Source organism: Streptomyces sp. NPDC026522 (assembly GCF_055567555.1).
Window position 1 is genome coordinate 262416 of the sequence record NZ_JBVHQF010000010.1, and the last position, 20323, is coordinate 282738.

17 protein-coding genes are annotated in these 20323 nt (G+C 72.8%); 14 read left to right on the top strand and 3 right to left on the bottom strand.

The features are described from left to right. The first annotated feature begins 58 nt into the window (after window positions 1-58). Window positions 59-901 (top strand): MurR/RpiR family transcriptional regulator, encoded by an 843-nt coding sequence (locus ACZ4M3_RS25895; RefSeq protein ID WP_467736451.1) that lies wholly within the window; start codon window positions 59-61, stop codon window positions 899-901. Window positions 902-943: 42 nt separating this feature from the next. Here the strand turns inward: ACZ4M3_RS25895 and ACZ4M3_RS25900 are convergent, their stop codons facing one another. Beyond that, entirely contained in the window at window positions 944-2323 is a 1380-nt protein-coding gene (locus ACZ4M3_RS25900) for a type III PLP-dependent enzyme domain-containing protein (protein ID WP_467736453.1), read from the bottom strand. A 105-nt stretch (window positions 2324-2428) separates the two neighbouring features. On the opposite strand from ACZ4M3_RS25900, the gene hutU reads away from it, so the two are divergent. From hutU to ACZ4M3_RS25940, 8 genes are all read left to right on the top strand, one after another. Beyond that, window positions 2429-4093 (top strand): urocanate hydratase, encoded by a 1665-nt coding sequence (gene hutU / locus ACZ4M3_RS25905; RefSeq protein WP_467736455.1) that lies wholly within the window; start codon window positions 2429-2431, stop codon window positions 4091-4093. Window positions 4094-4170: 77 nt separating this feature from the next. Next, a complete protein-coding gene (locus ACZ4M3_RS25910; protein WP_467736560.1) occupies window positions 4171-5361 on the top strand; it encodes an allantoate amidohydrolase in 1191 nt (396 codons plus the stop codon). After that, the gene (locus ACZ4M3_RS25915) at window positions 5352-6692 is read left to right on the top strand and encodes a formimidoylglutamate deiminase (RefSeq protein WP_467736457.1); all 1341 of its coding nucleotides are present in this window, start codon (window positions 5352-5354) and stop codon (window positions 6690-6692) included. Before ACZ4M3_RS25910 ends, ACZ4M3_RS25915 begins: the two co-directional genes overlap by 10 nt. A gap of 17 nt (window positions 6693-6709) precedes the next feature. Continuing rightward, window positions 6710-7903, top strand: a complete 1194-nt coding sequence (hutI, locus tag ACZ4M3_RS25920) for an imidazolonepropionase (RefSeq protein WP_467736459.1) — start codon at window positions 6710-6712, stop codon at window positions 7901-7903. A gap of 125 nt (window positions 7904-8028) precedes the next feature. Continuing rightward, a complete protein-coding gene (locus ACZ4M3_RS25925) occupies window positions 8029-8712 on the top strand; it encodes an LPXTG cell wall anchor domain-containing protein (RefSeq protein ID WP_467736461.1) in 684 nt (227 codons plus the stop codon). A gap of 17 nt (window positions 8713-8729) precedes the next feature. Next, a complete protein-coding gene (locus ACZ4M3_RS25930) occupies window positions 8730-9794 on the top strand; it encodes a COG1470 family protein (protein ID WP_467736463.1) in 1065 nt (354 codons plus the stop codon). Further along, window positions 9767-10864, top strand: a complete 1098-nt coding sequence (locus tag ACZ4M3_RS25935; RefSeq protein WP_467736465.1) for a neocarzinostatin apoprotein domain-containing protein — start codon at window positions 9767-9769, stop codon at window positions 10862-10864. The genes ACZ4M3_RS25930 and ACZ4M3_RS25935 overlap by 28 nt, the downstream gene beginning before the upstream one ends. 14 nt (window positions 10865-10878) lie before the next feature. Continuing rightward, the gene (locus ACZ4M3_RS25940) at window positions 10879-12228 is read left to right on the top strand and encodes a hypothetical protein (protein WP_467736467.1); all 1350 of its coding nucleotides are present in this window, start codon (window positions 10879-10881) and stop codon (window positions 12226-12228) included. Between the two features lie 349 nt (window positions 12229-12577). Here ACZ4M3_RS25940 and ACZ4M3_RS25945 read toward each other — a convergent pair whose 3' ends face one another. Continuing rightward, entirely contained in the window at window positions 12578-14095 is a 1518-nt protein-coding gene (locus ACZ4M3_RS25945) for a peptide MFS transporter (RefSeq protein ID WP_467736469.1), read from the bottom strand. Window positions 14096-14598: 503 nt separating this feature from the next. On the opposite strand from ACZ4M3_RS25945, the gene ACZ4M3_RS25950 reads away from it, so the two are divergent. Together ACZ4M3_RS25950 and ACZ4M3_RS25955 are read left to right on the top strand one after the other, a co-directional pair. Continuing rightward, a complete protein-coding gene (locus ACZ4M3_RS25950) occupies window positions 14599-15276 on the top strand; it encodes a response regulator transcription factor (protein WP_136213631.1) in 678 nt (225 codons plus the stop codon). Between the two features lie 50 nt (window positions 15277-15326). Further along, window positions 15327-16592 (top strand): ATP-binding protein, encoded by a 1266-nt coding sequence (locus ACZ4M3_RS25955; RefSeq protein WP_467736471.1) that lies wholly within the window; start codon window positions 15327-15329, stop codon window positions 16590-16592. A gap of 26 nt (window positions 16593-16618) precedes the next feature. Here ACZ4M3_RS25955 and ACZ4M3_RS25960 read toward each other — a convergent pair whose 3' ends face one another. Beyond that, window positions 16619-17176 carry a GtrA family protein gene (locus ACZ4M3_RS25960; RefSeq protein ID WP_467736473.1) on the bottom strand — a complete coding sequence of 186 codons (558 nt, stop codon included), beginning with the start codon at window positions 17174-17176 and terminating at the stop codon, window positions 16619-16621. Between the two features lie 257 nt (window positions 17177-17433). Between ACZ4M3_RS25960 and ACZ4M3_RS25965 the strand changes: the two genes are divergently transcribed. From ACZ4M3_RS25965 to ACZ4M3_RS25975, 3 genes are read left to right on the top strand one after another with little or no spacing between them, the layout of a single operon-like run. Further along, a complete protein-coding gene (locus ACZ4M3_RS25965; protein WP_467736475.1) occupies window positions 17434-18573 on the top strand; it encodes a 5-(carboxyamino)imidazole ribonucleotide synthase in 1140 nt (379 codons plus the stop codon). Continuing rightward, on the top strand, window positions 18570-19118 hold the full coding sequence (purE, locus tag ACZ4M3_RS25970; RefSeq protein WP_467736477.1) for a 5-(carboxyamino)imidazole ribonucleotide mutase: 549 nt from the start codon (window positions 18570-18572) through the stop codon (window positions 19116-19118). Before ACZ4M3_RS25965 ends, purE begins: the two co-directional genes overlap by 4 nt. Then, a complete protein-coding gene (locus ACZ4M3_RS25975; RefSeq protein ID WP_467736479.1) occupies window positions 19115-20293 on the top strand; it encodes a dipeptidase in 1179 nt (392 codons plus the stop codon). Before purE ends, ACZ4M3_RS25975 begins: the two co-directional genes overlap by 4 nt. Window positions 20294-20323 lie beyond the last annotated feature (30 nt).

A 20323-nucleotide genomic window follows, 5' to 3' on the forward strand; every position in this document is an offset into this window, starting at 1 on the left:
CCACATGCAGAGTGCTCGATGACTGAATATTCACCGGGACGGGGACGGAGGGGACGGGATGAGCGACAGCCCGGCCGCGAGGCTGCAGAAGCTGTTCGAAGGGCACCGGCTGACGCCGACCCAGCGGCGGATCGCGCACTGCATGGTGCGGGGCGCCGCGGAAGTGCCCTTCCTGTCGAGCGTGGAGCTCGCGGAGCTGGCCGGGGTCAGCCAGCCGTCGGTGACCCGCTTCGCGGTGGCGCTCGGCTTCGACGGGTACCCGGCGCTCCGCCGCCACCTGCGCGAGGTGGCTCCGGCCGAGCGGCCGGAGGGCGGTCAGGAGGATCCGTACAACGAGTACCAACAGGCCGTCCAGGGGGAGATCGAGAACCTGCGCCGGCTGTCGGCCATGCTCGCCGACCCCGCGCCCGTCCAGGAGGCCGGCCGGGTGCTGGCCGGGTCGCGGCCGCTGCCGGTGCTGGGGCTGCGCGCCGCGTCCTCGCAGGCGCGGGGCTTCGCGTACTTCGCCGCCAAGGTCCATCCGGACGTACGGCTGCTCGACGAGGGCGGCTCGATGCTCGCCGACCGGATCGACGCGGCGGTGGCGGCCGGGGCCTCGGCGCTGCTGTGCTTCGCCCTGCCCCGGCACCCGCGGGAAGTCGTGGAGGCCCTGGACCACGGGCGGGCGGCCGGGCTGACCGTGGTGACGGTCGCCGACTCCGCCTTCGCCCCGGTGGCGCGCCACTCGGACCTGCTGATCCCGGCGCCGGTGGGTACCGGGCTGGCCTTCGACACCGCGTGCGCGCCGATGCTGCTGGGCCGGGTCCTGCTGGAGGCCATGGCCGACGCCCTGCCCGACGCCCAGGCCCGGCTGGAGGCCTTCGACGCCCGGGCGGCGTCCCGCGGCCTGTTCGTGGAGTGACGGCCGGGGAGTGACGGGGCAGCCCGGCGCCCCCCGGTGCGGCTACTGCCGGAGGGCGTCGCGCAGGTCGCCGCCCGCCTCCGTGACGATCGAGGCCATGGTCTGGGCCGGGCGGGCCAGGGCGAAGCGGACCCCGTCGGCGCCGGTGACGGTGAAGCCGTGGACCGCCGGGCGCGGAAGGCTGTTGTAGCCGTAGTGGGCGGTGAAGAAGTACGCACCCGTGTCGGGCACCGCGATCAGGTCCCCCGCCGACAGCTGCGGCAGCTCCCGCGCGGTGGCCAGCAGGTCCCCCGCGAAGCACGCCGGGCCCGCGACGTCCTGGGCGAGCGGCGGGCCGGTCAGCGGGGCGCCCTTCGCGTCGTACGGGAGGATCCGCAGCGGCCAGGACGCCGGGGCGTACACCGTACGGGTGGCCAGCTGGACCCCCGCGTGGGTCACCGCGATGCGCCGGCCGCCCGTCGCCTTCGTGTACTCCACCCGCGCCAGCACCAGGCCGTGTTTGGCCAGCAGGGACCGCCCGAACTCGGTGACCAGGCCGTAGCCGCCGTCGAACAGGGCCGGGACGGCCTCCCGCAGCGCCGTCACGTACTGCACGTAGGTGGGGGTGGCGACGTCCGAGGCGAAGTTCACCGGGAGGCCGCCGCCGATGTCGAGGGTGTCGATCTGGCGCCGGCCGGCCGCCGCGTTGATCTCCTCCGCCAGGGCGTGCAGTTCCCGTACGCCCTGCGCGATCAGCGCCAGTGGCACGCCCTGCGACCCGGAGTGGGCGTGCAGCCGGGTCAGCCACGGCCGGTCCAGGATGGCCCCCACCAGCCAGGCGCGGGCCCCAGGATCGCGCAGCGGGACACCGAACTTGGAGGTGGCGGTCGCCGTCGAGAGGGCGTCGATCGTGCCGGCGCCGGTCTGCGGGTTGACCCGGACGCCGACCGGTGAGCGGGTCGGCGCGGCGGCCACCAGAGCGTCCAGCCGCTCCAGCTCCTGGCGGCTGTCCGCGTTGACGGCGATCCCGAGGGCGAGCGCCTCGCGCAGCTCCGCCACCGTCTTCGCGGGGGAGTCGAGGACGGTCGCGCCGGCCGCCACCCCCGCCGCCCGGGCGAGCGCCAGCTCCCCGGGGCTGGCCACCTCGCAGCCGATCCCCGCGTCCGCGAGCAGCCGCAGCACCGGGACCAGGGGGGCGGCCTTCACCGCGAAGGCGTGCAGGACGGGCGTGCCAGGGGCCAGCGCTGAGGCGAACGCACTGGTCAGGGCCGCGGCGGAGGCGCGGATCCCGGCGGTGTCCAGCAGGCAGACCAGCGGCTCGGCCGACTCCGCCCCGCCCACCAGGCCCTGTTCCACGGCCGCCCGGACGGCCAGGTCCCGCCGCCGGGCGGCGGCCTCCGCCCGGCCGTCGGACACCCCGTCGTACGCCTCGTCTGGAGCCATGCCCGCCATCCCATCATCCGGCGCGATGGCCCGCAGCTGTTGACTGGATCTATTCATGCAGCGAGGATGTGAATGGATTGACCAACATCGGAGGAGGCACCCGCCATGTCAGGACCCCGCCCCGTACGTGCCGCGCGAGGCACCGAGCTCAGCGCCCTGGGATGGCAGCAGGAAGCCGCCCTGCGGATGCTCCAGAACAACCTCGACCCCGAGGTCGCCGAGCACCCCGACAAGCTCGTCGTCTACGGCGGCACCGGCAAGGCCGCCCGCGACTGGCGCTCGTACGACGCGATGGTCCGCACCCTGCGCACGCTGAAGCAGGACGAGACGATGCTCGTCCAGTCCGGCCGTCCGGTCGGCGTGATGCAGACGCACGAGTGGGCGCCGCGCGTCCTGCTCGCCAACTCCAACCTGGTCGGCGACTGGGCCAACTGGGAGGAGTTCCGCCGCCTGGAGCACCTCGGTCTGACCATGTACGGGCAGATGACCGCCGGTTCGTGGATCTACATCGGTACCCAGGGCATCCTCCAGGGCACCTACGAGACCTTCGCGGCCGTCGCGGCGAAGAAGTTCGGCGGCACCCTCGCCGGCACCATCACCCTCACCGCCGGCCTCGGCGGCATGGGCGGCGCCCAGCCGCTCGCCGTGACGATGAACGACGGCGTCGCGATCTGCATCGACGTCGACCCGCGGGCCATCGAGCGCCGCATCGAGCACCGCTACCTGGACGTGAAGGCCGACAACCTGCGGCACGCGCTCCAGCTCGCGGTCGAGGCGCGCGACGCCCGCAAGCCGCTCTCCATCGGCCTGCTCGGCAACGCGGCGGACCTGCTCCCGCAGATGCTCGCCGAGGGCGCCCCGATCGACATCGTGACGGACCAGACCTCCGCCCACGACCCGCTCGCCTACCTGCCGACCGGCGTCGCCTTCGACGACATGGCCGACTACGCGGCCAAGGACCCGGCGGGCTTCACCACCCGCGCCCGCGAGTCCATGGCCAAGCACGTCGAGGCCATGGTCGGCTTCATGGACGCCGGCGCCGAGGTGTTCGACTACGGCAACTCCATCCGCGGCGAGGCCCAGCTGGCCGGCTACGAGCGCGCCTTCGCCTTCCCCGGCTTCGTCCCCGCCTACATCCGGCCGCTGTTCTGCGAGGGCAAGGGTCCCTTCCGCTGGGCGGCGCTGTCCGGGGAGGCGTCGGACATCCACAAGACCGACAAGGCGATGCTCGAACTCTTCCCCGAGAACGAGTCCCTGCACCGCTGGATCAAGATGGCCGGCGAGCGCGTCCACTTCCAGGGCCTGCCCGCGCGGATCTGCTGGCTCGGCTACGGCGAGCGCGACAAGGCCGGCGAGCGCTTCAACGACATGGTCGCCTCCGGCGAGCTGGCCGCCCCGCTCGCCATCGGCCGCGACCACCTCGACTGCGGTTCGGTGGCCTCCCCGTACCGCGAGACCGAGGCCATGCTGGACGGCTCCGACGCGATCGCCGACTGGCCGCTGCTCAACGCCATGGTCAACGTCGCCTCCGGCGCCTCCTGGGTCTCCATCCACCACGGCGGCGGCGTCGGCATGGGCCGCTCCATCCACGCCGGCCAGGTCTCGGTCGCCGACGGCACGAAGCTCGCGGGCGAGAAGATCCGCCGCGTCCTGACCAACGACCCCGGTATGGGCGTCATCCGCCACGTCGACGCCGGTTACGACATCGCCGAGACGGTGGCGGACGAGCGCGGCGTGCGCGTCCCGATGCGCGAGGGCGACGACGCGTGACCTCGCACACCCCCGACCACGGCGCCGCCGGAGCCCCGGCCCCGGCGGCGCCCGGCGGCGCCCGCTCCTTCCACAGCATGTGGAACGAACTGGCCCCCATCGGCCGCCACGCGGACACCGGCGGGTACCGCCGGTACGCGTGGACCGGCGCCGACACCGACTGCCGGGCCTGGTTCCGGGAACAGGCGCTGGCCCGCGGGCTGGCGTACGAGTCCGACCGCAACGGCAACCAGTGGGCCTGGCTCGGCGACCCCCTCGCGGGTGACGCCGTCGTCACCGGCTCGCACCTGGACTCCGTCCCCGACGGCGGCGCCTTCGACGGCCCCCTTGGCGTGGTGTCCTCCTTCGCGGCCCTGGACGAACTCCGCCGCAGGGGTGCGGAGTTCTCCAGGCCGCTGGCCATCACGAACTTCGGTGACGAGGAAGGGGCCCGCTTCGGCCTCGCCTGCGTCGGCTCCCGGCTCAGCGCCGGACAGCTGACCAAGGAGAAGGCGTACGAGCTGCGCGACGCGGACGGCGTGAGCCTGCCCCGCGCCATGGAAGCCGCCGGATACGACCCGGACGCGATCGGGGCCGATCCCGAACGCCTCGCCCGCATCGGCGCCTTCGTGGAGCTGCACGTCGAACAGGGGCGGGCGCTGGACCTGTCCGGCGACCGCGTCGGCATCGCCTCCGCGATCTGGCCCCACGGGCGCTGGCGCTTCGACTTCCGCGGCGAGGCCAACCACGCCGGCACCACCCGGCTCGTGGACCGGCGCGACCCGATGCTCACGTACGCGGCGACCGTTCTGGCCGCCCGCACCGAGGCGGCCCTCGCCGGCGCCGTCGCCACCTTCGGCAAGATCGCGGTCGAGCCAAACGGGGTCAACGCCATCCCCTCGCTCGTCCGGGGCTGGCTCGACTCCCGCGCCGCCGACCAGGCCACCCTCGACACGGTCGTCACGGCCATCGAGAAGGCCGCCCACGAGCGCGCCGGCCAGGACGGCATCGACCTGGCCGTGGTCCGGGAGTCCTTCACCCCGGTCGTGGAGTTCGAGCACGCGCTGCGCGACGAGCTGAACCGGATCCTGGGCGGTGCCGTCCCCGTCCTCGGCACCGGGGCGGGACACGACGCCGGAATCCTCTCCGCCGCCGTCCCGACCGCCATGCTGTTCGTACGCAACCCCACCGGCGTCTCCCACTCGCCGCGGGAGTTCGCCGCCGAGGACGACTGCGTCGCCGGAGTCCTCGCCCTCGCCGACGTACTGGAAGGTCTCGCGTGCCGCTGAAGACGTACTGGCTCGAACACGCCTGGCTCGGCACCCACGTCGAGCCGGGCGTCGCCCTGGAGGTGTCCGAGGACGGCCGGATCGCCGGGCTGTCCAGGGAGGTCCACACCCCGCCGCGCGGCGCGGAGGTGCTGCGCGGCCTCACCCTCCCCGGCCTGGCGAACGCGCACAGCCACGCCTTCCACCGGGCCCTGCGCTCCCTCGTCCAGGTCGGCAGCGGCACCTTCTGGACCTGGCGCGAGTTCATGTACCAGGTCGCCCAGAAGCTCACCCCCGACACCTACTTCGCACTGGCCCGCGCGGTGTACGCGGAGATGGCCCTGGCCGGCATCACCAACGTCGGCGAGTTCCACTACCTCCACCACGCGCCCGGCGGCGCCGCCTACAGCGACCCGAACGCGATGGGCGAGGCCCTGATCGAGGCGGCGGCCGCGGCGGGCATCCGGATCACCCTGCTCGACACCGCGTACCTCTCCGCCGGCTTCGGCCAGGAACCGAGCGCCCACCAGCGCCGCTTCTCCGACGGCACCGCCGACGCCTGGGCCGAGCGCGTCAGCGCCCTGCGCCCCCGCGAGCACGCCCTGATCGGCGCCGCCGTCCACTCGGTCCGCGCGGTCCCCGCCGACCAGCTCGCCACCGTGGCCCGCTGGGCCGACGAGCAGCAGGCCCCGCTGCACGTCCACCTCTCCGAGCAGACCGCCGAGAACGAGGCCTGCCAGGCCGCCCACGGCTGCACCCCGACCGAGCTGCTCGCCGAACACGGCGTGCTCGGCCCCCGCACCACCGGCGTCCACAACACGCACCTCACCGACCTCGACATCGGCCTGCTCGGCGGCACCCGCACCGGGACCTGCATGTGCCCCACCACCGAACGCGACCTCGCCGACGGCATCGGCCCGGCCCGCCGGCTCCAGCAGGCGGGCAGTCCGCTCTCCCTGGGCAGCGACAGCCACGCGGTGATCGACCTGCTCGAAGAGGCCCGCGCGATGGAGCTGAACGAGCGCCTCAGCAGCCGCACCCGTGGTCACTGGACGGCGAACGCCCTGCTCACCGCCGCCACCGCCGACGGCCACGCCGCCCTCGGCCGCCCCGACGCGGGCCGCCTGGAGCCGGGCGCCCTCGCCGACTTCACGACGATCGCCCTGGACTCCGTCAGGACCGCGGGGCCGCTGCCCCGACTGGGCGCCGAGACGGCCGTATTCGCCGCCTCCGCGGGGGACGTGCGCCACACGGTCGTGGGCGGCCGCCACCTCGTACGGGACGGGGCGCACACCCTGGTCCCGGACGTCCCCGCAGCCCTCGCCGAGTCGATCGCGGCCGTCCGCGGCTGAAGGAGCCCCTGAACACCATGAGCACCCTGAACAGCGCGAGCACCACGCTCATCACCAACATCGCCAACCTGGTCACGAACGACCCCTCCCTCGGTGACGCTTCCCCCCTCGGACTGATCCAGGACGCGGCGGTCGTCATCGACGGCGACCGCATCGCCTGGGTCGGTGAATCCAGCAAAGCACCCGCCACTGACAACGCCTTCGACGCGGCCGGCCGGGCGGTGATCCCCGGCTTCGTGGACTCCCACTCCCACCTGGTCTTCGCCGGCGACCGCACCGCCGAGTTCAACGCCCGGATGTCGGGCCGCGCCTACTCCGCGGGCGGCATCCGCACCACCGTCGCCGCCACCCGCGCCGCCACCGACGCCGAGCTCGAAGCCAACCTGCTGCGCCACCTCCACGAGGCCCGCCGCCAGGGCACCACCACCTTCGAGACCAAGTCCGGCTACGGCCTCACCGTCGAGGACGAGGCCCGCGCCCTGCGCATCGCCGCCGCGCACACCGAGGAGGTCACCTACCTCGGCGCGCACATCGTCTCCCCGGACTACGCCGACGACCCCGCGGCCTACGTCGACCTCGTCACCGGCGAGATGCTCGCGGCCTGCGCCCCGCACGCCCGCTGGGTCGACGTCTTCTGCGAGAAGGGCGCCTTCGACGGCGACCAGGCCCGCGCGATCCTCACCGCCGGCGCCGCCGCCGGGCTCATCCCGCGCATCCACGCCAACCAGCTCTCGCACGGCCCCGGCGTCCAGCTCGCCGTCGAGCTCGACGCCGCCTCCGCCGACCACTGCACCCACCTCACCGACGCCGACGTCGACGCCCTCGCCCAGAGCACCGGCACCGTCGCGACCCTGCTCCCCGGAGCCGAGTTCTCCACCCGCGCCCAGTGGCCCGACGCCCGCCGGCTGCTCGACGCGGGCGCCACCGTAGCCCTGTCCACCGACTGCAACCCCGGCTCCTCCTACACGAGTTCCATGCCGTTCTGCATCGCGCTCGCCGTCCGGGACATGCGGATGACCCCCGACGAAGCCCTCTGGTCGGCCACGGCCGGAGGCGCCCGGGCCCTGCGCCGCACCGACATCGGCGTACTCACCCCCGGCGCCCGCGCCGACCTGGCCCTGCTGGAGGCCCCCAGCCACGTCCACCTCGCCTACCGGCCGGGCGTGCCGCTGGTCTCCGCCGTCTGGCAGCGAGGCGTCCGCGCCGTCTGAGAGCCGGTGCGGCGCCCCGCTTGAACATCCTCGCCCTTTGTCTTCCCTCCATAAGGTCCCGGGCGTACCTTGAGCCACCGATCTGATGTGCCGTCAGTAACTTGTGGTCCGAGGGGAAGACGAAGGTGTCCAACCGGAAACGAATCACCACGCCCGCACCGGTCCCCGCCCTGCTCTGTGCGGTGGCCGGATCGGCGGCCGCCCTGCTGGCGGCCGCCCCCGCGGCCCACGCCGACGTGGTCGACGTCGCGTACAACTGCCAGACCCCCATCGGGGACAAGTCGGCGGTCTCGCCCATCGACGTCAAGGCCGTCAAGGAGGGGGACGCGTACAAGCTGACGATGACCTTCCAGAAGGGTGTCTCCTCCAGCCCCATCGAGCTGGGCAAAGGGGCGATGAACCCCAGCGCCGTCCTCCAGACCGACGGAGCGGAGAAGGTGTCCGTACCCGTCTCCGGCCCCGCGAACTCCGAGGCCGTCCCCGCCGACACCCCCATCAAGATCTCCGACCTCTCGGGCACCTACACCCCGAAGAAGAGCGGCAAGGTCACCTTCACCGCCGGAGTGCTCACCATCAAGGCGATGGGCACCACCACGACCTGCACCCCCGGCAACAGCCCCAAACCGTCCCTGGAACTGGACGTGACGGCCGCCGGCGGGGGCCAGGAGCCCGAAACCCTCCCGCAGACCGGCCCCGCCGACTCCGCCCTCGCGCTCGGCACCCTCGGCGCCACCGTGCTGCTCTCCGGCGCGGCCGGCGTGCTGTGGCTGACCCGGCGCGGCCGCCCGGCCCAGCGGGCCCGGTCCTGAACGGAGCGGCCCCGCCCATGCCCGTGCTCCACACGCCCCGGCGCCGCGCCCCCAGGCGGCTCGGCTCCGCCCTGCTGGCGGCGGCCGCGCTGCTGCTCGGCGCGGCGCCCGCGCGGGCCGCCGCCGCCCCCGAGGGTCCCGGCTGGACCGCCGAGCCCGCCGCGGGCCGGGCGGGCGCCGCCGCCCGCCCGTACTTCTACCTGGCCGGGGCCCCCGGCACCGTGCTGGAAGACAGCCTCGCCCTGGTCAACCCCACCGACCGGGAGCACACCGTCACCCTGCGCGGAGCCGACGCCGACAACACCGCCGACGGGGCCTCCGCCGTACGCCCCCCGGCGCAACCCGGCCCCGGGACCGGCCGCGGCCCCGGCCCCGGCTCCGGCTCGGCCCCTGGCCCCGGCTCCTGGGTCAGCTTCGGCCGGGGCGCGACCGTCCGGCTCCCCGCCCGCACCCGCGCGGTGGTGCCCTTCACCGTCACCCTGCCGCCCGCCGCCGCGCCCGGCGACCACCCGGCCGCCGTCGTCGCCACCGAAGCCGGCCACGAGGTGGGCGTACGGGTCCACCTGCGCGTCAGCGGCCCGGCCGTGGCGGCCCTCACCGTCGAGGACGTCGCCGTACGGGGCCGGGGCGGGGCGGCCGTCATCGCGTACACCCTGGTCAACCGGGGCAACGTCGCCCTCGCCCCCACCCTCGCGGTCCACGCCGACGCCGGCTTGGGCAAGGCCCCCGGGCGCGGTCCGCACGCCCTGGCGGTGGAACTGCTGCCCGGGCAGCGGGTCGGGCTGACCGAACCCTGGCCCGGCGCGCCGGTGTTCGACCGCGTGCACCTCACCCTCACCGTCACCGCCCCCGGCGCCCCCCGGGCCACGGCCACCGCCTCCGCGTGGTGCCTGCCCGGCTCCCCCGCCGGCTGGGCGGGCCCCGGCCTCCTCGCCCTCGGCGCGGCCACCGCGGCCGCGCTGCTCCTCGTACGCACGCGGCGTACCCGGCGCACCCGCCGGGCGCCCGACCCGTCCGAGGACCACGTACCGGAGCGCCGACCGCACCCACACCGATGCCAGTTGACGGGAGCGAACAGGTGAGCGCCAACGCCGGCCGGCCGGCCCGCGCCCGGATCACGGCCCTACTCGCGGCGGGACTGGCGGTGTTCGCCCTGGCGCTGCCCCCCGCCGCGCCGGCCGCGGTCGCCGACGAGGGCAAGGCCGCCGCCGCGCTCTCCCTCCAGGAGGCCGCCAAGGGCACCGGCATCACGGTCACCGGTACCGGCTGGCGGGCCAAGACGCTGGTGATGCTGCTGGTCTGCGGCCAGAACATGATCGGCGGCACCAACAGCTGTGCCAACGCCGACGGGGTCGCCGTCGCGGTCGGCGACGACGGGCACTTCACCGCCCGGCTGCCGGTCGCGGGGCCGCCCAAGCCGTGCCCCTGCGTGGTGAACGTGACCTCCGTCAACGGGGACGGGTCCACCGTCGCCCTCCCATTGAAGATCACCGACCACCCCGTGGCCGAGCTGCCCGCCGAGTCCGGCACCGGCCGCCTCGCGCTGCTCACCGGGGTCCGGCTGGAGGGCGACGACGGGGTGCTGACCTGGTTCGGGGCGCCGCCCGCGCGCAAGTTCACGGTCACCGTGGGCAACCTCGGCTCGGCCCCGGTCAAGGACCCGGTCTTCCAGCTCGGCACCGCGCACGGGGTGTACGCGCCGCTGTGGGAGGAGGCCCGCTGGAAGGGCACCATCGCACCCGGCGGCAAGGCGGAGATCCGGCTGGACGTGGCCCTGGCCGCCGGTGCCCACGGGGACTACACGGTCTCGCTCAAATACGGGGACAAGGTGGTGGCCACGCAGCCGTGGGGGGTGGGGCGCCCGTACGGGGTGCTGCTGTTCTGGGCCCTGCTGCTGGTGGTGGTCCCGACCGCCGTCTTCCGCGTCGGCATGGCCGTCGTGGACCGGGTCCGCCCGAGCCCCGTCCCCGTCCCTGCCCGCGCCGCCTCCGCCGTCCCGGTGGCGGCGCCCGAAGCCCCCACGGCGGTACTGCCGTGGTTCACCCCGGACACCGCGCCGGAAACAGACGCACCACCAGCACCACCAGCACCACACACACCGCAGACATCCGCACCGTCTGAGAACCGTCCGACGACGAAGGGACATTCGTGAAGACCCAACGGAGGGTGAGCGCGGCCGCTGTCGCGCTGCTGTTCGGCGGCGCGGGCATCCTGCTGGCGGCCGCCCCCGCCCAGGCGGCCGACGTCTCCTACAAGGTGGAGTGCATCCCGCCGGCGGGAGGCGGCGGCCCGGTCCAGGGCACCACCACCGTCTCCATCACCGCGCCCGCCACCGCGAAGGTCGGCGACGAGGTCGAGGTGGTCTGGAAGACCGTCAAGCCCGCCTCGAACAACACCGACCTCATGGACCTGGGCAAGGACACCGTCAAGCCCACCGGCTACGTGACGCTCGGCGGCGCGCTCAGTTCCGAGGTCAAGCTGGAGGGGGAGCGGAAGAACCCGCCCATCCCGAAGAAGGCCCCCATGGTCATGTCCGACATGAAGGGCAAGGTCAAGCTGACCAAGGCGGGGGACGTCACCATCACGCCGGGCAAGTACGACGTGGACTTCAGTGGCTTCGTCACGAAGTGCTCCCCGCAGGAGGCGGCCGGGGTCGGCGCCACCATCAAGGTCACCGAGGGCGCAGGCGGCACGACCGGCGGCACCACGGGCGGCTCGACCACCGGTGGCACGACCGGCGGCACCACGGGCGGCTCGACCACCGGTGGCACGACCGGCGGCACCACGGGCGGCTCGACCACCGGTGGCACGACGGGCGGCACCACGGGCGGCTCGACGACGGGCGGGACCACCGGCGGGACCACCGGCGGCCAGACCGACTTCCCCGGTAAGCCGATCGAGGTCGCCTACGACTGCGGCGCCGTCGTCCCCGGCGGCATCAAGACCCCGGTCACCATCAACGCGAAGAAGAACGGCAGCGGCTACGACCTCACCGTCAAGACCGCCAAGGGCGCGATGGCCAGCCCCATGGCCCTCCCGGCGGGGGCCCTCAAGCCCTCGATGGACATCAAGCTCGGCGGCGCCGACAGCGGCACGGTCAAGGTCACCGGCCCGGCCAACGCGGAACCGATCCCCGACAAGGCCCCGGTCAGCCTCAGCGACATGACCGGCACCTACAAGCCGGGCAAGACCGGCAAGGTGACCCTCAGCCCGGACCAGCTGACGATCGACGTCACGATGGCCCCGGGTGCCACGCCGATCAACGTGCCCTGCAAGGCCACCAGCAGTGGCGTGTCCCTGGAACTGGACACCACCGCCCAGCCCGGCGGCTCCGGCTCGCCGTCCACCACCGGCAGCACCACCAGCGGCTCCGCCGCATCCGGCGGCCTCGCCGAGACCGGCGCGGCGGACGGCGGCGGCCTCAAGGCCCTCGGCCTGGTCGCCGGCACCGTCATCCTGCTCGGCGCGGCGGTCTTCACCTTCACCCCCTGGCGCCGCCTCCGCGGCCACCGCTGAGCGGCTACCAGGCAGTAACTCTTGCCGTAGGTCGACCGCCGGGCCCAGGGAAGGGGGTTCGGACCGATCGGACCGAAACGGGGATTCACCTGCGCACTGGCGGGTGTCATGACGCCGGGAGCGGCGGGCACCGCCAGCGCGGCCGGGGGTGGGCTCGGGGAGCGCGCTCCCGGTAAGCGGCAGAGCGGGGAAGCCGGCTACCGCGGCGGCTGTGCCCTGGCGGGCTGGACCTTCGGCGTCCAGTGCTGATGTAACGGCAGGCCAATCCGTACCGCACACGTGCGGAAGGAAAACGGCCCGGCGCACCTTCCGGTGTGCCGGGCCGTTTCCGTGCGCGGGGCGCGGTGCGTCAGTGGACGCTGCCCATGAGGGTCTGGACGCGCTTGCGGTAGGCGTAGACCGCGAAGCCGGCCACGGCGGCGGCGGCCGCCTGCAGGGCGATGACGCCGAGCCCGTTCAGGTCGACACCGGCGATGGACAGCAGGCTGGTGATGCAGTCACCGGCGGTGACGGCGAGGAACCAGACGCCCATCATCTGCGAGGCGTACTTCTGCGGCGCCATCTTGGTGGTGACCGAGAGGCCGACCGGGGAGACGCACAGCTCACCGATGGTCTGGATCATGTAGATCGAGACCAGCCACATCGGGGAGACCTTGGTGTCGCCGCCCGCCATGTTCATCGGGACGATGAAGACGAAGAACGAGGCGCCGATCAGGACCAGACCCATCGCGAACTTCACGATGGTGTTCGGCTCCTGGTTCTTGCGGGCCAGCCACAGCCACAGCCAGGCGAAGACCGGAGCCAGGGCCATCACGAACAGCGGGTTCAGCGACTGGTACCAGGTGGCGGAGAAGCCGAGGCCGAACATGGTGTCGGCGGTCTTGTCGTCCGCGAACAGGGAGAGCGTGGAACCACCCTGGTCGTAGATCATCCAGAAGACGGCGGCGGCGATGAAGAAGAAGATGTAGGCCGTCATCTTCGACTGCTCGGTCGTCGACAGGTCCTTGTCGCGCTTGATGCGCGTCAGCACGGCGACCGGGATGACCAGGCCGGCCAGGGTCAGCGGGACGAGCGCCCAGTTCAGCGTGTAGGCGCCGAGCGCGACCACGGCGCCGTAGAAGACGGCGATGCCCATCACCGCGAAGAGGACCTTCGTCAGGACGGTCTTGCGCTCCTCGGGCGACAGCGGGTTCGGGACCAGGCTGCTCTTGGGGCTGAGGTGCTTGGTGCCGAGCAGGAACTGGGTCAGGCCCAGGCCCATGCCGACGGCGGCGAGGGCGAAGCCCAGGTGCCAGTTGTGCTCCTTGCCGACCGTTCCGACCACGAACGGAGCGACGAAGGCACCGAGGTTGATGCCGATGTAGAAGAGCGTGAAGCCACCGTCACGACGCGGGTCCTCGGGACCCTCGTACAGGTGACCGACCATCGTGGAGATGTTGGCCTTGAGCAGGCCGGAACCCGCCGCGACCAGGATCAGACCGACGAAGAACATCGCCTGGCCGGGCAGCGCCAGCGAGAGGTGACCGGCCATGATCACGAAGCCGGCGATGGTGACCGTCTTGCGGGCACCCCAGACGCGGTCACCGAACCAGCCGCCCGGCATGGCCATCAGGTAGACCATGGAGACGTAGACGGAGTAGATGGCCGTGGTCGTGGCCGCCGTCATCGCCAGCCCGCCGCCCTGGCTGCCCGTGGCGGCGTCGGCGCCGCCCGAGACCAGGTAGTACACGAGGAGGGCGCGCATGCCGTAGTAGGAGAAGCGCTCCCACATCTCGGTCATGAACAGAGTGGCCAGGCCACGGGGGTGGCCGAAGAAGGTCTTCTCGGAGGCCGGAGCCGCCGATTCCTTCGTCAGGCTGGAAGCCATGGTCGATCCTTGCTTGATCGGGACGCCGTCGCTTCGTGAGCGGGGCGGCGCCCTGTGGGGGGTGGCCGGCACCGGCGACGGGCCGCCCACCCCACGCCTCGGGGTCTCGACCCACGGGTGGGGTCGAAGGAAGGTCCGTAACCGGGATCCACGCCCTTCGCGCACCTTCGCGCGCAGGGCCCGGCCCCTAGGTCATTCACTTCATCCGGGGCGGAAGGGGCCGGCCTTGACACGTGTAGGCATCAAGGCGCCGATCCGCTCGGGACAGAAGGAGAGACCCTTGGCTCGTTTTTCGGCACAAAGGTCCCCTGGGTAGTGCATCAGGCGTCTCGCCACCATACGACACGACACTGCGGCATATGGAAGGACTTGAGATATGGATCACAAGGCGGCGCGGGAACCGTTCGACCGTATTCGAAGGCGGGTAGTAGTCCATAAGCCCAGATAGGCAGGGGTATGCGGGCTGGCCCACGTTTCGGTCGCCGCGGACTACCATCACCCACATGACGCGTGTACTGCTCGCCGAGGACGACGCATCCATCTCGGAGCCCCTGGCCCGCGCCCTGCGCCGGGAGGGGTACGAGGTCGAGGTCCGCGAGGACGGCCCCACCGCTCTGGCCGCGGGACTGCAAGGCGGCGTCGATCTCGTCGTCCTGGACCTGGGACTGCCCGGCATGGACGGCCTGGAAGTGGCCCGACGACTGCGCGCGGAGGGACACGGCTTCCCGATCCTGGTGCTGACGGCCCGGGCGGACGAGGTCGACACGGTCGTCGGCCTGGACGCGGGCGCCGACGATTACGTGACGAAGCCGTTCCGGCTCGCCGAACTGCTGGCCCGGGTCCGGGCCCTGCTGCGGCGCGGCGCCAACGAGGCCTCGCAGGCGCCGGCCACCCACGGCGTGCGGATCGACGTCGAGTCGCACCGCGCCTGGATGGGGGAGGAGGAGCTCCAGCTCACCGCCAAGGAGTTCGACCTCCTGCGGGTCCTGGTCCGGGACGCGGGCCGGGTCGTGACGCGCGACCAGCTGATGCGCGAGGTCTGGGACACCACTTGGTGGTCCTCGACCAAGACCCTGGACATGCACATCTCCTGGCTCCGCAAGAAGCTGGGCGACGACGCCGCGAACCCCCGCTACATCGCGACCGTACGGGGCGTCGGCTTCCGTTTCGAGAAGAGCTGAGCGAAGAACCGGGTGAATGACCGGGTGAAGAACCGAGTGCGGACCGGGCCGTGCGCCGCCGTCTGATCAACTCCACGCTCGCCGTGGTGCTCGTCGTGATCGCCGTGTTCGGGGTCTCCCTCGTCATCGTGGAGACCAGGACGATCACCAGCAGCGCCCAGGACCGGATCGGGTCGGAGGCGCTGCGACTGGTGGGCATCGTCGAGACGGACGTGCTGGAGGGCAAGCCGGTCGACCCGGTCGCGCTGGGCGAGCAGCTGGACGTGGGGCGGTACGCCCGGATCAGCGTTCCCGGCCGGCCGCCCGTCGAAGTGGGCGAGCGGATCCCGGACAGCGTCCTGCGCGGCACCGCCCGCGGGGAGCAGGGCGAGGTGGTGGTGGTCGAGGAGTCCCGCTCCACGGTCACCAAGGAGGTCGGACGGACCCTGGTGGTGGTCGGCGCGGTGGCACTGCTGGCCGTCGTGGCGGCCGTCCTGCTCGCCGTCCGCCAGGCGAACCGGCTGGCCTCGCCGCTCACCGACCTCGCCGAGACGGCCGAACGGCTCGGGTCGGGCGACCCGCGCCCCCGCCACAAGCGCTACGGGGTTCCCGAGCTGGACCGGGTGGCGGACGTACTGGACTCCAGCGCGGAGCGGATCGCCCGGATGCTCACGGCCGAGCGGCGGCTGGCCGCCGACGCCTCGCACCAGCTGCGGACCCCGCTGACGGCCCTGTCGATGCGGCTGGAGGAGATCACCGTCACCGACGACCTGGAGACGGTACGGGAAGAGGCCAGCATCGCCCTGACCCAGGTGGAGCGGCTCACGGACGTGGTGCAGCGGCTCCTGACGAACTCGCGCGACCCCCGGACCGGCTCGGCGGTCCCCTTCGACCTGGACGAGGTCGTCAAACAGCAGGTGGAGGAGTGGCGGCCGGCCTACCGCAGCGCCGGCCGGGCCATCGTCCGCTCGGGCAAGACGGGCATGCGGGCCGTCGGCACGCCGGGGGCGGTCTCGCAGGTGCTGGCCACCCTCGTCGAGAACGCGCTGATGCACGGCGGCGGCACGGTCGCGCTGCGCACCCGGGTCACCGGCAACCAGGCGGTGCTGGAGGTCACGGACGAGGGTCCCGGAGTTCCGCCCGACCTCGGCAACCGGATCTTCGAGCGGGCCATCAGCGGCCGCAACTCGACGGGCATCGGCCTCGCCGTCGCCCGGGACCTCGCGGAGGCGGACGGCGGCCGCCTGGAGCTGCTCCAGGCGCAGCCGCCCGTGTTCGCCCTGTTCCTGAGCCGGACGGCGCCCCCGCCCGCGGAGCCCGAGCGGCCGGTCCGCTAGCCGCCGCCGGCCCGAGCCACGGTCCGCTAGCGGACCGGCGTCGCGGCCGGCTCGGTGGCGAGGGGCGCGGCCGCGGGGGCCTGCCCGTCGTGCTGCCCGTCGCGCTGCTCGACGACCAGCGAGGCCGCGGAGGGCGTGGGCAGTGCCTTGAAGACCCACGTCCGGTACGACCAGAAACGGAAGACCGTGGCGATGCCGATACCGGTGAACTTGAAGAAGTTCGTCGCGAGGGAGCCGTCCCAGCCGAGCCCGTAGGTGGCGGTGTACAGCACGCCGTTCTCGATGACCAGGCCGATCACGCTGAACGCGGTGAACAGCACCAGCTCACGGGTGCGGGTGTGGCTGCTGTTGTCGGCGCGGTCCCGGTAGGCGAAGTAGCGGAACCCCAGGTAGTTCGACGCGATGGCGACCACGGTCGCTATCACGCTCGCCCGCACCACCTGGAGCTCGGTGGTGCTGCGGATCAGGTTGAACACGCCCATGTTGACCAGCACGCCCAGCCCGCCGACCGCCCCGAACTTGGCGACCTCCCGGGCCATATCGCGTATGCGTTCGAGGGCGGATCCGAGCTTCGGCGTGCTCATGTGATGGTTCAGTCCCTGTCCGTCGTCGCCGCCCCCTGGAGGAGGCGTCACTCGTCGTCGACGACCCGCGTCTCGGCGCACACGTTTCTGCGTCACACGTATCCGTCAACCGAATCTCGTCGCCCGTCCATGATAAGTGCCGCCCCGCGGCTCCGTCCGCGCATGTGCCCCCCTGCGTCGCACTGCACACGCCCGCACGGCGAGTCCACGCCAGGGCTGCGTCCGGATGGCGGAATACCGGCGGATACCCTGGAGAGGTGACGTTCCCGGTAGTCGGCATGGTCGGCGGCGGACAGCTCGCCCGCATGACCCACGAGGCGGGCATCCCCCTCGGCATCAGATTCAAGCTCCTCAGTGACACCGCACAGGACTCGGCGGCCCAGGTCGTGAACGACGTCGTCATCGGCGACTATCGCGACCTGGAGACGTTGCGCGCCTTCGCGCGCGGCTGCGATGTGATCACCTTCGACCACGAGCATGTACCCATCGAACACCTGCGGGCCCTGGAAGCGGACGGCATCCCCGTCCGCCCGGGGCCCGACGCGTTGATGCATGCCGCCGACAAGGGGGTGATGCGTGCCAGGCTCGACGAGATCGGCGCGCCCAGTCCCCGCCACCGGATCGTGAGCGATCCGGCGGACGCGGCGGCCTTCGCGCAGGAGGTCGGCGGGTTCCCCGTCATCCTCAAGACGGTGCGCGGCGGCTACGACGGCAAGGGCGTGTGGTTCGTCCGCACCCCCGAGGACGCGGCGGCCCCCTTCAAGGCGGGCGTCCCGGTCCTGGCCGAGGAGAAGGTGGACTACGTCCGCGAGCTCGCGGCCAACATCGTCCGCTCCCCGCACGGCCAGGCGGTGGCCTACCCCGTCGTGGAGTCCATCCAGGTCGACGGCGTTTGCGACACGGTCATCGCGCCCGCCCCGAACCTCTCGGCGGAGCTGGCGGGCGAGGCCCAGGCGCTGGCCCTGCGCATCGCGCAGGAACTCGGGGTGACCGGCCACCTGGCCGTGGAGCTCTTCGAGACCACCGACGGCCGGATCCTGGTCAACGAACTGGCCATGCGCCCGCACAACAGCGGCCACTGGACCCAGGACGGCGCGGTCACGTCCCAGTTCGCCAACCACGTACGGGCGGTGCTGGACCTGCCCCTCGGTGACCCGCGCCCGCGCGCCCGCTGGACGGTCATGGCGAACGTCCTGGGCGGGGACTACCCCGACATGTACGCGGCCTACCTGCACTGCATGGCCCACGACCCGCAGCTGAAGATCCACATGTACGGCAAGGACGTGAAACACGGCCGCAAGGTCGGCCACGTCAACACCTACGGCGACGATCTGGACGATGTGCTGGAGCGCGCACGTCACGCAGCCGGCTACCTCAGAGGGACGATCACCGAATGAGCAGCAGCTCTACCGCAGGCACCACGGGCCCCGTGATCGGCATCGTCATGGGCTCCGACTCGGACTGGCCGGTCATGGAGGCCGCCGCCAAGGCGCTGGACGAGTTCGAGATCCCCTACGAGGTCGACGTCGTCTCCGCGCACCGGATGCCGCGCGAGATGATCGCGTACGGGGAGCAGGCCGACGCGCGCGGTCTCAAGGCCATCATCGCGGGCGCCGGCGGCGCCGCCCACCTGCCCGGCATGCTCGCCGCGGTCACCCCGCTGCCCGTCATCGGGGTCCCGGTGCCGCTGAAGTACCTCGACGGCATGGACTCCCTGATGTCGATCGTCCAGATGCCCGCCGGGGTTCCCGTCGCCACCGTCTCCATCGCCGGAGCGCGCAACGCGGGCCTGCTGGCCGTGCGGATGCTGGCCGCGCACGACACCGAGCTGCTGGCCCGGATGCGCGACTTCCAGCAGGAGCTGAACGACCAGGCCACCGAGAAGGGCAAGCGGCTGCGCGCCAAGGCGGCCGGCACGGAGTCGTTCGGATTCGTCAAGTGAGTGCCGAGCAGCGCCTGGCCGAGGCGCGCGAGCTGCTGGCCGAACACCCCGTGGTGGACGGGCACAACGACCTGCCCTGGGCGCTGCGCGAGCAGGCCCGCTACGACCTCGACCGGCTGGACATCGCCGCCGACCAGCGCGGCACCCTGCACACCGACATCCCCCGGCTGCGCGCCGGCGGGGTCGGCGCGCAGTTCTGGTCCGTCTTCGTACGGTCGGACTACGCCGGCGACAGGGCGGTCAGCGCCACCCTCGAACAGATCGACGGCGTCGACCAGCTGATCGCGCGCTATCCCGCGGCCTTCGCCCGGGCCCTCACCGCCGACGACATGGAGGCGGCCCGCGCCGAGGGCCGGATCGCCTCGCTGATGGGCGCCGAGGGCGGCCACTCCATCAACAACTCGCTGGCCACGCTGCGCGCCCTGCACCGGCTCGGCGTGCGGTACATGACCCTCACGCACAACGACACCATCGACTGGGCGGACTCGGCGACCGACGAACCCCGGCACGGCGGCCTCACCGGCTTCGGCCGCGAGGTCGTGCGCGAGATGAACCGCATCGGCATGCTCGTCGACCTCTCGCACGTCGCCGACACGACGATGCGGGACGCCATCGAGGTGTCGACCGCGCCGGTGATCTTCTCGCACTCCTCCGCGCGGGCCGTCTGCGACCACCCGCGCAACGTGCCGGACGACGTACTGGCGCTGCTCCCGGCCAACGGCGGGGTGGCCATGGCCACCTTCGTACCGAAGTTCATCCTGCCCGGGGCCGTCGAGTGGACGCTGGCCGCCGACGAGAACCTGCGCGCGCACGGGTTCCACCACCTGGACACCACCCCCGGGGCGATGGCCCTGCACCGGGCCTTCGAGGCGCAGCGCCCGCGCCCGGTGGCCACGGCCGCCACCGTCGCGGACCACCTCGACCACATGCGCGAGGTGGCCGGCGTCGACCACATCGGCATCGGCGGCGACTACGACGGCACGGCCTTCACCCCGTCCGGGCTGGACGACGTGGCGGGCTACCCGAACCTGATCGCGGAGCTGCTGGCGCGCGGCTGGTCGCGGGCCGACCTGGCCAAGCTGACCTGGTCCAACGCGGTCCGCGTGGTGCGCGACGCCGAGGCGGTGGCGCGCGACCTCTCGGCCTCGCGCGGGCCGTCCAACGCGGTGATCTAGGAGGTGTCCGACGGATCCGGGCCCGGCCCG